The 14,646-nt window shown below is 66.0% G+C and carries 15 protein-coding genes; 10 read left to right on the plus strand and 5 right to left on the minus strand.

The window, feature by feature from the left end; translation table 11 throughout:
* The first annotated feature begins 24 nt into the window (after nucleotides 1–24).
* The 3 genes from frr to JQT59_RS19760 are packed head-to-tail and all read left to right on the plus strand — an operon-like array spanning nucleotide 25 to nucleotide 2,261.
* On the plus strand, nucleotides 25–582 hold the full coding sequence (gene frr, locus JQT59_RS19750) for a ribosome recycling factor (RefSeq protein WP_213571665.1): 558 nt from the start codon (nucleotides 25–27) through the stop codon (nucleotides 580–582).
* A 28-nt stretch (nucleotides 583–610) separates the two neighbouring features.
* Complete coding sequence (locus tag JQT59_RS19755) at nucleotides 611–1,540, plus strand: phosphatidate cytidylyltransferase (RefSeq protein WP_397517645.1); 930 nt, start codon at nucleotides 611–613, stop codon at nucleotides 1,538–1,540.
* 10 nt (nucleotides 1,541–1,550) lie between these two features.
* Complete coding sequence (locus tag JQT59_RS19760; protein ID WP_213571666.1) at nucleotides 1,551–2,261, plus strand: class I SAM-dependent methyltransferase; 711 nt, start codon at nucleotides 1,551–1,553, stop codon at nucleotides 2,259–2,261.
* Here JQT59_RS19760 and JQT59_RS19765 read toward each other — a convergent pair whose 3' ends face one another.
* Together JQT59_RS19765 and JQT59_RS19770 are read right to left on the minus strand one after the other, a co-directional pair.
* A complete protein-coding gene (locus JQT59_RS19765) occupies nucleotides 2,262–3,116 on the minus strand; it encodes an HpcH/HpaI aldolase/citrate lyase family protein (protein ID WP_213571667.1) in 855 nt (284 codons plus the stop codon).
* Nucleotides 3,117–3,199: 83 nt separating this feature from the next.
* A complete protein-coding gene (locus tag JQT59_RS19770) occupies nucleotides 3,200–3,613 on the minus strand; it encodes a LapA family protein (RefSeq protein ID WP_213571668.1) in 414 nt (137 codons plus the stop codon).
* Nucleotides 3,614–3,727: 114 nt separating this feature from the next.
* Between JQT59_RS19770 and rlmN the strand changes: the two genes are divergently transcribed.
* Nucleotides 3,728–4,837: a dual-specificity RNA methyltransferase RlmN gene (gene rlmN, locus JQT59_RS19775; protein ID WP_109330913.1), complete on the plus strand. Its 1,110-nt coding sequence runs from the start codon at nucleotides 3,728–3,730 to the stop codon at nucleotides 4,835–4,837.
* Between the two features lie 85 nt (nucleotides 4,838–4,922).
* Here rlmN and JQT59_RS19780 read toward each other — a convergent pair whose 3' ends face one another.
* Nucleotides 4,923–5,192 (minus strand): DUF2631 domain-containing protein, encoded by a 270-nt coding sequence (locus tag JQT59_RS19780; protein WP_213571669.1) that lies wholly within the window; start codon nucleotides 5,190–5,192, stop codon nucleotides 4,923–4,925.
* Between the two features lie 120 nt (nucleotides 5,193–5,312).
* Here JQT59_RS19780 and dxr point away from each other — a divergent pair, with 120 nt between their 5' ends.
* From dxr to JQT59_RS19810, 6 genes are all read left to right on the plus strand, one after another.
* A complete protein-coding gene (gene dxr / locus JQT59_RS19785) occupies nucleotides 5,313–6,470 on the plus strand; it encodes a 1-deoxy-D-xylulose-5-phosphate reductoisomerase (RefSeq protein ID WP_213571670.1) in 1,158 nt (385 codons plus the stop codon).
* Between the two features lie 6 nt (nucleotides 6,471–6,476).
* Nucleotides 6,477–7,697: a M50 family metallopeptidase gene (locus JQT59_RS19790; protein ID WP_213571671.1), complete on the plus strand. Its 1,221-nt coding sequence runs from the start codon at nucleotides 6,477–6,479 to the stop codon at nucleotides 7,695–7,697.
* A gap of 41 nt (nucleotides 7,698–7,738) precedes the next feature.
* Entirely contained in the window at nucleotides 7,739–8,896 is a 1,158-nt protein-coding gene (gene ispG / locus JQT59_RS19795) for a flavodoxin-dependent (E)-4-hydroxy-3-methylbut-2-enyl-diphosphate synthase (protein WP_213571672.1), read from the plus strand.
* Nucleotides 8,897–8,988: 92 nt separating this feature from the next.
* Nucleotides 8,989–9,825, plus strand: a complete 837-nt coding sequence (locus JQT59_RS19800; RefSeq protein WP_109330903.1) for a GNAT family N-acetyltransferase — start codon at nucleotides 8,989–8,991, stop codon at nucleotides 9,823–9,825.
* Nucleotides 9,826–9,878: 53 nt separating this feature from the next.
* Nucleotides 9,879–11,693 (plus strand): penicillin-binding transpeptidase domain-containing protein, encoded by a 1,815-nt coding sequence (locus JQT59_RS19805; protein WP_213571673.1) that lies wholly within the window; start codon nucleotides 9,879–9,881, stop codon nucleotides 11,691–11,693.
* A gap of 171 nt (nucleotides 11,694–11,864) precedes the next feature.
* Entirely contained in the window at nucleotides 11,865–12,170 is a 306-nt protein-coding gene (locus JQT59_RS19810; protein WP_213571674.1) for a hypothetical protein, read from the plus strand.
* Nucleotides 12,171–12,174: 4 nt separating this feature from the next.
* Here the strand turns inward: JQT59_RS19810 and JQT59_RS19815 are convergent, their stop codons facing one another.
* Both JQT59_RS19815 and JQT59_RS19820 read right to left on the minus strand, forming a co-directional pair.
* A complete protein-coding gene (locus JQT59_RS19815) occupies nucleotides 12,175–13,602 on the minus strand; it encodes an APC family permease (protein ID WP_213571675.1) in 1,428 nt (475 codons plus the stop codon).
* 51 nt (nucleotides 13,603–13,653) lie between these two features.
* The gene (locus JQT59_RS19820) at nucleotides 13,654–14,532 is read right to left on the minus strand and encodes a LuxR C-terminal-related transcriptional regulator (RefSeq protein WP_213571676.1); all 879 of its coding nucleotides are present in this window, start codon (nucleotides 14,530–14,532) and stop codon (nucleotides 13,654–13,656) included.
* Between the last annotated feature and the right edge of the window lie 114 nt (nucleotides 14,533–14,646).

Below are 14,646 nucleotides of genomic sequence, written 5' to 3' on the forward strand. Positions count from 1 at the left end.
GCAGAACGACATGGAGGAACGGCCGTGATTGATGAAACTCTCTTCGAAGCCGAGGAGAAGATGGAGAAGGCTGTCACGGTGGCCAAGGATGACCTGGGTTCCATCCGGACGGGCCGGGCGAACCCTGGAATGTTCTCGCGCATCGGTATCGACTACTACGGTGCGTTCACCCCGATCACACAGCTGGCCAGCATCAACGTCCCGGAGGCGCGGCTGGTGGTGGTCAAGCCCTACGAGGCCTCTCAGCTCGGACCGATCGAGAACGCGATCCGTAACTCCGATCTGGGCGTCAACCCGTCCAACGACGGCAACCTGATCCGCATTTCCGTGCCGCAGCTCACGGAGGAACGCCGCCGCGAACTCGTGAAGCAGGCGAAGGCGAAGGGCGAGGACGCGAAGGTGTCGGTGCGCAACGTGCGCCGCAAGGCGATGGACGAACTGTCCCGCATCCAGAAGGACGGTGAAGCCGGCGAGGACGAGGTCGGGCGCGCCGAGAAGGAACTCGACAAGACGACTGCTCGTTACGTCGCGCACATCGACGAGCTGGTGAAGCACAAGGAAGCCGAGTTGCTCGAGGTTTGAGCGCGGGACGAGGAGTGGATCGGGGACAGTGACCGTGCCAACAGAACACGGGACGCCAGGGGGGCCAACGTCCGAGGGCGAGCCTTCCGCGCAGTCGGAGGGAACGCGCCCCGCACAGTCGGAGGTGCCCCCGGCCACAGGATCGAAGGCGGGAAGGAACCTTCCCGCCGCGATCGCTGTCGGCGTCGGCCTCGGAGTCTCACTGATCCTGATACTCGTGTACGTACCGCTGGTGTGGATCGGTGTCGTGTCCGTCGCGATGGCCGTTGCCACCTGGGAGGTCACCAAGCGGTTGCGGGAAGCGGACATCAGCGCTCCTCGGATACCGTTGCTCGTGGGCGGGCAGGCCGTACTGTGGCTGGCCTGGCCATTCGGCCCGGAGGGTGTGCTCAGCGCGTTCGCGGGTACCGCTCTGGTGTGCATGGTGTGGCGCCTGTTCGACCACGGACTCAAGGCGACCCCACGGAATTATCTGCGGGACACGGCGATCACCGTATTCGTGGCCGCGTGGATTCCCCTTCTGGCCTCGTTCGCGGTGCTGATGGTGTTGCAGGACGACGGGGCGGGCCGGGTGCTCTGCCTCATGATCGGGGTGGTCTGCTCCGACGTCGGTGGTTACGCCGCCGGAGTTCTCTTCGGTAAGCATCCGATGGTGCCGGCGATCAGCCCGAAGAAGTCGTGGGAGGGTTTCTTCGGTTCCCTGCTGTTCTGCGTGATCGGCAGCCTGCTCACGGTCACCCTCATCCTCGGCGAGAACCCGATGATCGGTGTACTGCTCGGTGTGGTCCTGGTGGTCACGGCCACGCTCGGTGACCTCATCGAATCCCAGGTGAAACGTGAACTGCGGATCAAGGACATGGGCACCCTTCTTCCCGGACACGGCGGAATCATGGACCGTCTCGATTCCCTGCTGCCGTCGGCGTTCGTGACGTGGCTGGTGCTCACGGTCCTCGTGTGACCGACCGGCCGTGACCATTCCCAGCCCCAACATCTGGCACTGGCCCGACACCTACGAGCTTGAGAACCGGGCGCAGGACGTCGACGGTGCGCTGTTCCGGCATCTACGGTCCTCCCTGGACTGGGAAGGCAAGACCGTCGTCGACATCGGCTGCGGTTCCGGTTTTCATCTTCCGGTCTTCGCCGAAGCAGCGAGCACCGTGATCGGTGTCGAACCGCATCCACCTCTACTCGACCTCGCCCGGCAGCGGGTCTCCGGCCTGTCCCACGTGCGAATACTTGCCGGATCGGCCGAGCAGATTCCCCTCGAAGACTCGAGCGTCGACCTGGTGCACGCCCGAACCGCCTACTTCTTCGGCCCAGGATGCGGACCGGGAATACTCGAGGCGATGCGGGTGCTCCGACCGGGAGGAGCGCTCGCGGTCATCGATCTCGACGCGACGGCGGAGCCCTACGGTGCATGGATGCGTGCCGACATGCCGCACTACAGACCGGCCGCGGTCGAAGCCTTCTTCGCGGCGCAGGGGTTCGACCTGACCCGGGTTCAGACGCGGTGGCTCTTCCCGGATCGGGAGTCGCTGCGCCGAGTCCTGGGCATCGAGTTCACCCGAAGCACCGCGGCGAAAGCCTATGCGCAGACGCCCGGCCTGGCCGTCGACGTGCGCTACCGCGTGCACATTCGCCGAAAGCCGGCCGGGCTGGAAGTACCGCGTACCGAGTGATTACGGACGCGGCGCGATGTGGAACAGCTTCGCGAGCGCGTGAATCTTCTTCGCCTTCGCGAGTTTGGGCAGGTCACTACCATCGCGTACCCGCGATCCGTCTTCGCCGAGGGCGGCGATCACATCCATCGCCCACTCGGCTTCAGCGGGGGAGGGGCTGAGCGCATCATTCACGGACGCCGTCTGAGCGATGGTCATGCACAGCTTCCCGGTCATTCCCATCGACAGCGTGAGCGCCGACGCGCGCACCAGCGCCTCGACGTCCGAACCGAGGGTAGGCCCGTCGATCGGTGCGGCGATCCGGGCGGCGCGGCTCGCGATCGTCAGCCGTGAGCGCGGATAGGCCATGGCCAGCGGCGAATCGTCCATCCCCGTGTCGCGCCGGAAGTCGCCGCTACCGAAGGCGAGCCGGAAAGTCGCCTCGGCGCGAGCGATCTCCGGCGCAGCTTCGAGACCCATGGCGGATTCGACGAGAGCGAGCACCTTGGTCCCCGCGGGAAGGCGATCGGCTGTGGCGTCGACCTGCATTCCACTCTCGGTCTTGGCGAGCATGACGCCCTCGAGTCCGGGGACGTCGTTCAGTGCAGCGAGGTCGTCTGCCCAGAAAGGGGTGGTTGCATCGTTGATGCGAACCCACGCCCGCCGATTCTCGCCGAGCCAGGCGACCACGTCGGCGCGCGCGCGAGGCTTACGGTCGGGGGTGACGGCGTCCTCGAGGTCGAGGATGACGGCGTCCGCGGCGCTCGCATGCGCCGCCTCGAAACCTTCGCGCTTGCCGGCGGGAACCAGCAGCCAGGATCGCGCCTGCTCGGCAGCGATGCGCGGTGCCACAGTCGTCTCCATGTCGGCCTTCACAGTCGTACCGTTCCGGTGATATCCACGACAACCATCATGCGCGGTCGGCGCCGACCCGATCCACTTGCGTAACTATTGTTCAGTCAGTAATTAGTGTTCAGGCGTTGCTGCCGGTTTGCCGCTCGCCGGATCTGGATGATCCGGACTCCCCCGGCGAGGGCCATGATCACGGCGCCGGCGATCGATGCCAGCAACAACGACACGCCGAGCGGAAGCGTGAACTCCCAGGCGAACAGTTCGAGTGTTGCGCTGTCGAGGTTCTGCAGGATGAACACGAGAAGCAGTACGAGAACGATGATTCCGATGACGAGGCCGGTCCAGGTCGCGCCCGCCCGAGTGTGTCTGATGCCCTTCTTCCGTCCGACGTCCGGATGCTGGGGTCCTGGATGGGTGGTGTCCGGGTAGGGCGGATCGCCAGGCGTGGGCCCGCCGACTGGGCCACCGCCGGCCGGGACATCCGTAGGGGAATGCGAGGGGTCGTCCGGTGTTGTCGACATAACTCGATCTTCACCCACTCGGCGCGGTTCTGCACCCGCATCGGACGGCGGAATGGCGTCGATCACGTATCCGCGCGACATCGGCCCCCGAATCAATGGGACAATGGGAAAACTATGGCTGTCTCGCTCCCCCTCGTGTTCACCGCGCCCCGGCGCGGGATGCCGCCGCGGCATCTCGCGGACCTCGACTCCGCCGAACGCCGGAAGGTCGTCCAGGAACTGGGTCTGCCCGGTTTCCGTGCCGACCAGCTGGCCCGGCAGTACTACGCGCGCTTGGAGGCGGATCCGGAGAGGATGACCGATCTTCCGGCTGCGGTCCGGGAGCAGGTGGGGGCCGCCCTCTTCCCGACGCTGCTGACACCCGTCAAACATCTGGCGTGCGACGGTGGAGATACCCGGAAGACTCTGTGGAAGGCGAACGACGGAACACTTCTCGAGAGTGTTCTGATGCGATACCCCGACCGTGCGACCTTGTGTATCTCGAGTCAGGCCGGGTGCGGAATGGCGTGTCCGTTCTGCGCGACCGGCCAGGGCGGTCTGCAACGCAACCTGTCGACTGCCGAGATCGTCGACCAGGTGCGGGCCGCGGCCGCATCCCTGCGCGACGGTGAGGTTGCCGGAGGTCCGGGGCGCCTGTCGAATGTGGTGTTCATGGGTATGGGGGAGCCGCTCGCCAATTACAAGCGGGTCGTCGCGGCAGTGCGTCGTATCACGGCCCCGCCCCCCGAGGGCCTGGGTTTGTCGCAGCGTTCGGTGACGGTTTCGACGGTGGGACTGGCGCCTGCCATCCGCAAGCTCGCCGACGAGGATTTGAGCGTCACCCTCGCGGTGTCCTTGCACACACCCGACGACGAACTGCGCGACACCCTGGTGCCTGTCAACAACCGGTGGTCGGTAGCCGAGGTCCTCGATGCCGCCCGCTACTACGCGGACAAGTCGGGCAGACGCGTCTCGATCGAGTACGCCTTGATCCGGGACGTCAACGACCAGCCGTGGCGAGCGGACCTGCTGGGTAAGAAGCTGCGCAAGGCTCTCGGTCCCCTCGTGCACGTGAACCTCATCCCGCTCAACCCCACACCGGGCAGCGAATGGGATGCCAGCCCCAAGCCGGTGGAGAAGGAATTCGTTCGCCGCGTCATCGCGCAAGGTGTGTCCTGCACGGTGCGGGACACCCGGGGGCAGGAGATCGCCGCGGCGTGCGGCCAACTCGCCGCCGAAAACTGATTCGCCGCCACGAGTAGCGACAACAGGCACGCGAAAACCCCTCGCCGAGGACTTCGGGCGAGGGGTTTTCGTGGAAAGCAGGAGTTTACCGGGGCTTGCGCCGCCGGAGGATGTCGCGGACCAGGACGACGACCATGAGGCCTGCGCAGCCGACCAACCACAGGTCCTCGACCCGGCCGGTGTGGTTACCGATGATCATCAGCAGCAGGAACAGCGCGAAGAACCAGCCGAGGAAGCGGAACGTCTTGGGCGCTTCACCACTCCAGCCCCATGCCGCCGACGGGACCTCGGCCGTATCGACGTGTGCGGCCACGACGGGGTCGCTGGACGAGGGCTCCAACTGGGTACCGGCCACGATCGATCCTCCTGCAGATTCGGTTGCGCTACTCGCCATATCGTGACATACGACCGTCCGTCGTATGTACCGGGGCCATCCATGGCGGGCGACCGCTGTTCGATCAGGAACAATGGGTGGGTGGATGAAACCAGGCCCACCCGCGTCCTGCTGCTCGGCAGCACAGGTTCGATCGGCACCCAGGCGTTGGAGGTGATCGCGGCCAACCCCGGCAAGTTCTCCGTTGTCGGCCTCGCCGCCGGTGGTGGAAGTGTCGACCTTCTCGCACGGCAGATCGCCGAAACAGGTGTGACATCCGTCGCAGTCGCCGATCCGCGGGCCGCTGCCACACTCGAATGGCCGGGAGTGTTGAGCGGTCCGGGCGCGGTCACCGAACTGGTGAAGAACACCGAAGCGGACGTCGTCCTCAACGCCCTCGTCGGCTCCCTGGGTCTGGAACCGACCCTGGCCGCCCTGGAGTCCGGCGCGCGGCTCGCGCTCGCGAACAAGGAATCCCTCGTGGCGGGCGGGCCCCTTGTCACCGCCGCCGCGGCCCCCGGCCAGATCGTGCCCGTGGACTCCGAACATTCCGCGCTCGCCCAGTGCCTGCGCGGAGGCAGTGCAGACGAGGTGGCCCGCCTCGTTCTCACGGCCTCGGGCGGTCCCTTCCGGGGATGGTCCGCTCAGCAACTCGACTCGGTCACTCCCGAGCAGGCCGGCGCCCATCCCACCTGGTCGATGGGCCCGATGAACACGTTGAACTCCGCAACGCTGGTGAACAAGGGACTAGAACTGATCGAGACCCACCTGCTGTTCGGGATCGCGTACGACCGCATCGACGTCACGGTTCACCCGCAGTCGATCGTGCACTCGATGGTCACCTTCACCGACGGCTCCACGCTCGCACAGGCCAGCCCGCCCGATATGAAGCTGCCGATCGCGCTCGCGCTCGGCTGGCCGGACCGGGTCGCAGGAGCTGCCGCCCCGTGCGATTTCGCCAGCGCCTCCCGCTGGGACTTCGAACCACTCGACTCGGCAGTCTTCCCTGCTGTCGACCTCGCGCGGGAAGCCGGCAGGCGTGGCGGTTGCCTCACCGCCGTCTACAACGCTGCCAACGAAGTCGCGGCTCAGGCATTCTTGGACGGGATCATCCGATTCCCGGCCATCGTCCGCACCGTCGCCGCCGTGCTGTCCGAGGCGGACGAGTGGGCGGCGCCACCGGCTACCGTGGAGGACGTACTGGCCGCCGACGGCTGGGCGCGTGACCGAGCACGTCAGCTCGTCAAGCAGGAAGGCTAGAACTGCATGGTGTTCGCAGTGGGCGTTGTTCTCTTCGCCCTCGGAATCGCACTGTCGATCGCGCTTCACGAAGCGGGTCACATGTGGGTGGCTCAGGCCACCGGCATGAAGGTCCGTCGATACTTCATCGGTTTCGGCCCCAGGATCTTCTCCTTCCGCCGCGGTGAAACCGAGTACGGGCTCAAGGCCCTGCCGCTCGGTGGCTTCTGCGACATCGCGGGAATGACGGCCCTCGACGAACTCGCGCCGGACGAAGAAGACCGGGCCATGTACAAGAAGGCGACCTGGAAACGCCTCGTCGTGATGTCCGGCGGGATCGGCATGAACTTCCTGCTCGGTCTCGTCCTGGTGTACGTCCTTGCCGTCGGGTGGGGTCTGCCCGACCTCGACCGGCCCAGCCATGCCGAGGTCGGTTCGGTCGGCTGTGTGGCCGCCACCCAGGGTCCCGCTCCCGACTACGCGCTGTCCCCGTGCACCGGTACCGGGCCCGCCGAGGAGGCCGGTATCCGGGCGGGCGACATCATCGTCGCGGTGGACGGCAAGGAGACGCCCACCTTCGCGGACGTCGCCGCCGCAACGCGACCGCTGTCGGGTGCAGTGGACTTCACTGTCGAACGGGACGGCACCGAGCAGACGGTCGTCGTTCCCGTCCAGCAGGTACAGCGGTGGGTTCAGGAGGAGGGGGAGAGCCAACCGCACGAGGCGACCGTCGGTGCTGTCGGCATCGCCGCGCCGCCGGTGGTCGTCGAGCATTCGGCGGTATCTGCGGTCCCAGCCTCCTTCGAATTCACCGGTGACATGTTCGTCATGACGGCCGAACGTCTTGTGCAGATGCCGAGCAAGGCTGTCGACCTGTGGCACGCCGTGACCGGCGGGGAACGGGACCCGGAGACACCGATCTCCGTGTACGGCGCGAGCGTGATCGGCGGCCAGATCGCCGAACAGGGGATCTGGGAAGCGTTCGTTCTCCTCCTCGCAAGCCTCAACTTCTTCCTCGGCATGTTCAACATGCTCCCGCTGCTCCCACTCGACGGCGGACACATGGCAGTGACGCTCTACGAGCGAATTCGCGACTGGTTCCGGAGCAGGCGAGGGTTGCCCCGAGGCGGCCCCGTGGACTACCTGAAGTTGCTGCCCGTGACCTATGTCGTGATCGTCATCGGCGGCGCATACATGCTGCTCACCCTCACCGCCGACATCGTCAACCCGATCAAGCTCTTCCAGTGATCGCTAAACTCGGACCTGAAGCTACGAAAGAAGGCACCCACGTGACCAGCCCTGTCGGATTGGGTATGCCCGAAGGCCCGGCCGCCGTTCTCGCGCCCCGCCGCAAGACCCGTCAACTGCAGGTCGGGACAGTCGGCGTCGGCAGCGATTTTCCGGTGTCCGTGCAGTCGATGTGCACCACGAAGACCCACGACGTCAACGCGACCCTCCAGCAGATCGCCGAACTCACCGCGTCCGGCTGCGACATCGTCCGAGTCGCCTGCCCGCGCCAGGAGGACGCCGACGCACTCGCGACGATCGCGAAGAAGAGCCAGATCCCGGTTATCGCCGATATTCACTTCCAACCGCGCTACATCTTCGCGGCCATCGAGGCGGGGTGTGCCGCGGTACGCGTGAACCCGGGCAACATCAAGGAGTTCGACGGACGCGTCAAGGAAGTCGCCAAGGCGGCCGGTGACGCCGGCATCCCGATCCGCATCGGAGTCAACGCCGGGTCGCTCGACCCCCGGCTGATGCAGAAGTACGGCAAGGCGACGCCGGAAGCGCTCGTCGAGTCGGCTCTGTGGGAAGCCGGGCTGTTCGAGGAACACGGGTTCGGCGACATCAAGATATCGGTGAAGCACAACGACCCGGTGATCATGGTGGAGGCCTACCGTCAGCTGGCCGCGCAGTGCGACTACCCCCTGCACCTGGGCGTGACCGAGGCCGGTCCGGCGTTCCAGGGAACGATCAAGTCGGCCGTCGCCTTCGGTGCGCTCCTTTCCGAGGGCATCGGCGACACCATCCGGGTATCGCTGTCGGCGCCGCCCGCTGAGGAGATCAAGGTCGGAACGCAGATCCTGCAATCACTGAACCTGCGCCCGCGCAAGCTCGAAATTGTGTCGTGCCCCTCGTGTGGGCGCGCCCAGGTGGACGTCTACACGTTGGCCGACGAAGTGACCGCCGGGCTCGAAGGCATGGAAATCCCGTTGCGCGTCGCCGTCATGGGCTGCGTGGTGAACGGTCCCGGCGAGGCCCGCGAGGCCGACCTCGGAGTGGCCTCCGGAAACGGCAAGGGCCAGATCTTCGTGAAGGGCAAAGTGATCAAGACTGTGCCGGAAGCGCAGATCGTCGAAACGCTCATCGAGGAAGCGATGCGCATCGCGGAAGAGATGGAGGGTGACGCGTCGGCCGGGTCCCCCGTCGTGACCGTCAGCTGACCCGCCCGCCCCTGGGCATCGAAACGTCTCCCGTTTCTGGCGTGTTCGTGGCAATCTGGTGGGCAGAACCACTAGCTGACAAGGTTGGGTAGATGCTCAAGCTCCTCGGTGCCAAACAGTTGAGCAGTCGAGACGCGGCACATGTGCTCCGCGTTCTCGACGCCGATCCTGTCGCCGCCTGCATGGTCGCCGCGCGCGTCGAAGAATGCGGAGTCGATCCGCGGATGATCCACGGGGAGTTGTGGAGTCGAGGAGGACCGCTCGAGTCGCTGTGCTTCTCCGGTGCCAACTTCGTTCCGCTTCGCGGCAGCGTCGACGACATGCGCGCGTTCGCGGACCGAGCCTGCCGGACGCCCCGCATGTGTTCGTCGCTGGTGGGCAGGGCCGAGCTGACACTGCCGTTGTGGGAGATGCTGGAAATGGACTGGGGCCCCGCTCGCGAGGTCCGGGCCGACCAGCCCCTCCTCGCGTTGGCCGGCAAGCCGCACTGCCGCCCCGATCCGCTCGTCCGCCAAGTCCGGATGCACGAACTCGAGCAGTACCTTCCCGCAGCGGTGGCCATGTTCATCGAGGAAGTCGGCGTCGACCCCCGCGCTAATGACGGCGGTCGCGGGTACCGGCGCCGGGTCGCCAATCTCATCGCCGCCGGCCGAGCCTGGGCCCGGTTCGAGGACGAACAGGTGATCTTCAAGGCCGAGGTCGGGTCGGTGTCGTCGCGGGTGGGGCAGATCCAGGGCGTCTGGGTCCACCCGATGTATCGAGGGCAGGGATTCGGGGCCGCGGGAACGGCAACCGTGGCCGAGGCCGTCATCGCCGACGGCCGGATCGCCAGTCTGTATGTCAACAGCTTCAACACCGTGGCCCGCAGTGCGTACGCACGCATCGGTTTCAGCCAAGTCGCGACGTTCGCCACAATTCTCCTGGACTGACTCGCTGGCCGCCTACCGTGCCGACGGTGGTCGGAGACATACCATGAGCGGCGATGAACCTCTGGCCAACCACTCGATTCCGCGTCGTGCGGTCCATCGCCCTCGGCGGCGCGGCCGCACTGATCCTCGGCTCGACGGCGTGCACACCGAAGCCCGACGGCCCCGCGCCCGCCGCTCAGGCATTTCTCACCGCCTTCGCCGACCGCGATTCCGAGCAGGCCGCACAATTGTCCGATCGGCCCGACGATGCTCAGCGAGTTCTCGAGTCGGCCTGGGAATCGCTGCAGGCGGAGTCGCTCGAGGCGAAGACGACCGACGTGGACATCAACGGAGACACGGCCACCGTTGGCTACGCCTACGAATGGCATCTACCGAAGAATCGGGTATGGACCTACTCCGGTGAGCTGCAGATGGGGCGCCGGAACGGGGAGTGGGCGGTCCGGTGGAGCTCCACCAACATCCACCCTCGGCTCGGCGACCGGCAGACGATGTCGCTCCGGTCGACTGCGGCTCCCCGCGCTCGCGTCAACGAGCACTCCGGCTCGGATGTTCTGGTTCCCGGAGTGGTGTACCGCGTCAAATTCGACGCCGGGGAGTCGGGCAACGTGATCTCCACGGCGCAGGGTCTTGCCGCCGCGCTCTCCCCGTTCGACAACACGCTCACCGCGCAGTCGATCGCGGAATCTGCGACGGCGGTCGAGGGTGACTACCTCGTCACCCGACTGCGGTCCGAAGACTACGAGCAGGTCGCGGGCATCCTCGGCGCCCTTCCCGGAGTCAGTGTCTCGGACGAGGCGGACCTGGTGGCCACGGATCGCACTTTCGCCCCGGACCTCGTCGGACAGGTGAAGAAGACGGTGATCGACGAGGTCGACGGCAAAGCCGGGTGGAGCGTGGTCACCGTCAACCAGAACGGCGTCGACACGGATGTCCTCACCGAGACCCCGCCGCAGACCTCCCCGTCCTTCTCGATCAGCCTCGACCGGCCCATTCAGGTTGCGGCGCAGAACGCCGTCGACGCCAGGACCGACCAGGCCATGATGGTGGTGATCCAGCCGTCGACCGGAGACGTTCTCGCGGTGGCGCAGAACAAGGCGGCAGACCGGGACGGGCCGGTCGCCCTGACAGGTCTCTACCCTCCGGGATCGACGTTCAAGATCATCACCGCCGGGGCAGCCATCTCTTCGGGGATCGCGAGCCCCGACACGATGGTGCCGTGTCCGGGACGTATCGAGATCGGGGAGCGCAGCGTTCCCAACTACAACGAGTTCGCGCTGGGCACCGTGCCGATGGCCACGGCATTCGCCCGTTCGTGCAACACCTCGTTCGCGAAACTGGCCAGTGAGATGAAGCCCGACGCGCTGACGGTCGCAGCGTCGCAATACGGGATCGGCCCCGACTACCAGGTCGTGGGCCTGCCGACCGATTCCGGCTCCGTCCCGCCGGCCGAAGAGCTGGTGCAACGAACAGAGGACGGCTTCGGCCAGGGCAAGGTCGTGGTCAGTCCGTTCGGAATGGCCCTGGCCGCGGCGACGATCGCGCACGGTTCGACTCCCGTTCCGCGGTTGATCGCCGGACGCGAGACCGTCATCGAGGGTGACCATCCGCCGATCAGCCCCGACATGGTCGAGGGGCTGCGCTCGATGATGAGGCTCGTGGTGACCAGTGGCACAGCTGAACGGATCGAGGACCAGGGCGAGGTATACGGAAAGACGGGGGAGGCCGAGGTCGAGGGTGGCTCGCACGCCTGGTTCGTCGGCTATCGAGGTGATCTCGCCTTCGCCACGCTGGTGGTCCGGGGCGGGAGTTCCGACAATGCCGTCGCCGTCACCCGAGACATGTTTGCGGCGTTGCCCGAAGGGTATTGACCCTCCGCCCGTGTCGTCGAGGCGTCATCGGCCGATCGGGGGACACAGGTGTAGTCGGTTCAGGGACCCGTTCGGGGGACAGACACCGCCGTCGGGAGCGCCCATAGTGGGTTGCAGAAGATTTTCGCAACCGCGGGATCGAAGAGACCACGCAGACAGGGACTTTCACACATGACACTCGTCTCGGAAGAAGCTCGGGTAGACGCATCGGATGGCGTCCGCACAGTGTTGTTCGTCGGCAATCCGGACCCAGGCACGGAACTGACTCAGTGGCTCGCGATGAAGCAGTGGGCGTCGGGCCGCGGAATCGCGTCGATCAGCTCCTGCGAAGGAGACGTCCTGTGCGTCATCGCCACCGAAGACGTCCTCGACGGACTCTGCACCCCAGCGGAAGCCATGGCGATGCAGCAGGCGAGGGGCCGTGGGGTGCCCTGCGTCAGCGTCCGCAATGCCCGCCTTCTGAGGGATGCTCTCTGACGCGCTACTCGTGTTCGGCGAGCTTTTCGGGATCGAGTTCCGGGCCGCCTTTTCCGAGCCTCTTGTTCACGAGCACTGTGCCCGCCCAGAGGACGACGCCGATCCCGAGTAGCACGCCGGCGATCTGATACTGCACGATCGGGCGGTCGGCGAAGGGTGTGGCGAGGAAGCCACACGTCAGGGTGCCGACGATCGGAAGAATCGTCGGTACCCGGAAGTGGTTGTGCTCCACGGGCTGTTTCCGGAGGACCAGCACGGTGACGTTCACGATCGTGAACACGCACAGCAGGAGCAGGGCCGTGGTGCCGCCGAGTTCGGGCACCTCACCGACGAACGTGATCAAGCCGAACGCGACGAGCGTGGTGAAGACGATGGCCACGTACGGAGTGCGGCGGCGGGCGTGCACTCTCCCGAACGGAGGAGGGAGTACCTTCTCGCGGCTCATGCCGTACAGCAGCCGGCTTGCCATCAGCATGTTGATCAGTGCGGTATTGGCGACCGCGAACATGGTGATGAAGGCGAAGATCCCGATCGGGAAGCCGGGGGCGCCGGCCTGCACCACCTTGAGCAGTGGTGTGTCACCTTCGCCGAGGTCGCTCACCGGTACCAGCGCGATGGCCGTGATGGAGACGAACACGTAGATCGCCCCCGTGACGAGAAGTCCCGTCAGCAACACCTTGGGGAAGATCCGGCTGGGTTCCTTGCACTCCTCGGCCATGTTGACCGAATCCTCGAAACCGACCATCGCGAAGAAGGCGAGCGCGGTACCCGCGATCACGGCGCCGACCGGGGATCGTTCACCGGTGTCGAACGTGGCGACCCGGGAGAAGTCACCGTCGCCCACGCCGAGTGCCCACAGACCGATCATGATGATGATCAGAAGCCCGGACAGCTCGATGCACGTGAGAACCACATTGGTTTTGACGCTTTCGCTGACCCCGCGGAAGTTGATGATTCCCACCAGCGTCATGAACGCGAGACCGAGGAGAGTGATCCCGATTCCGGTGGTGAAATCGAGATCGAAGGCTTCGACGAAGTTGGCCGCGAAGGCACGCGACGCTGTGGAGGCAGACGTGATGCCGGAGCACATCACGGCGAAAGCCACCATGTACGTCAGGAAGTGCACCCCGAAAGCCTTGTGTGTGTACAGCGCAGCGCCCGCTGCCTTGGGGAACTTGGTGACGAGTTCGAGGTAGCTGAAGGCCGTGACGATGGCGACGAGGAAGGCGATGAGAAAGGGCAACCAGACCGCGCCACCGACCTGGTTCGCCACCTTGCCGGTCAGCGCGTAGATGCCGGTTCCGAGGATGTCGCCGACGATGAACAACAGAAGCAGACCGGGTCCCATGACCCGCTTCAGGCTCGGCTGCTCGGAAGAACTCGCACCGGACGCATTCGAGCTCGACGCGTTCGAATCCGTTGTCGATCCCATGACCCACCGCCTTTCGCTGCGCGCGCTTCCCGGCCGAGAAGACGCTTGTCGCTAGGGGAGTAAACCCAGCCGGCGTGCGGTGACCACGGCTTCGTGGCGGGACCGCGCGTCCAGCTTGTTCATGGCACTGCGCAGGTAACTCTTGACGGTCTCGGCTCCCACCGACAGCCGCTGGGCGACCTCGGCGTTGGTGCATCCCAGCGCGACGTGCGCCAGCACGTCGACCTCTCGGGGGGTGAGGGTGATACCAGCGTCGTCAGACGCGTCGGCACCATCGCCGCCACCGGGGCGGACGACTGCCGCGAGCCGCTGGGACAACCCGCGCAACTGCTCCTGCAACGACGGATCGGTGACCGTCTGGGCCACACTCCGCAACTGAGCGTGTATGTCGCGAAGCTCTTCGGTGGTGGCGCCGTCGACACCCTGCGCGTCCAACGTCGTGAGCATCTGGAGGCGGCGGTCGACCTCGTCACGAATGGCGATCTCCGTACCGAGTCGGCGCGAGGCCGCGACGACGACATCCGCGGTCCGATCACCGATCGGGGCGCACTCGCGGATGGCGGCGTAGAGGACGGCCCGGGATTTGCCCTGCACGATGACGGGCACGGCCAGGATGGAGCGGAGACCCTCGCTGAGGACGGGGCGATCGAAGTGGTGCGTGATGGTCTGGGAGGAGCTGTAGTCGTTGACCGAGACAGGCCTGCGCTGAGCCACCACTCGGCCGCCGAGGCCGGACAGCGGTGGGATGGCCAGCCCTTTGAGGTTGTTGGTCCGTGTTCCGAAGAACTCGCTGAGATGGAGAGTGTCGTCGCTCACTTCACCGCCGAAGAGAACCGGCACGACACCCTGGGCGGCGATCGTGCGCAGCTCACCGCGCAGGGCGTCGCCGTCCCGGGGGCGTAGTAGCGACGGGAGAACCAAGTGGGTCACCCCTTTCCGGGGGTAGTCAGGGCGGTCTGTGAGCTAGATCATAACCGTAGCGAGTTCGGATGAGGCCACGCCGTCGCCGACCCGGCCCCGCGAACGTTCGGACCCGATATACCA

It is taken from the genome of Rhodococcus sp. USK13 (genome assembly GCF_018343855.1).
Taxonomy (GTDB): Bacteria; Actinomycetota; Actinomycetes; order Mycobacteriales; family Mycobacteriaceae; genus Rhodococcus_F; species Rhodococcus_F oxybenzonivorans.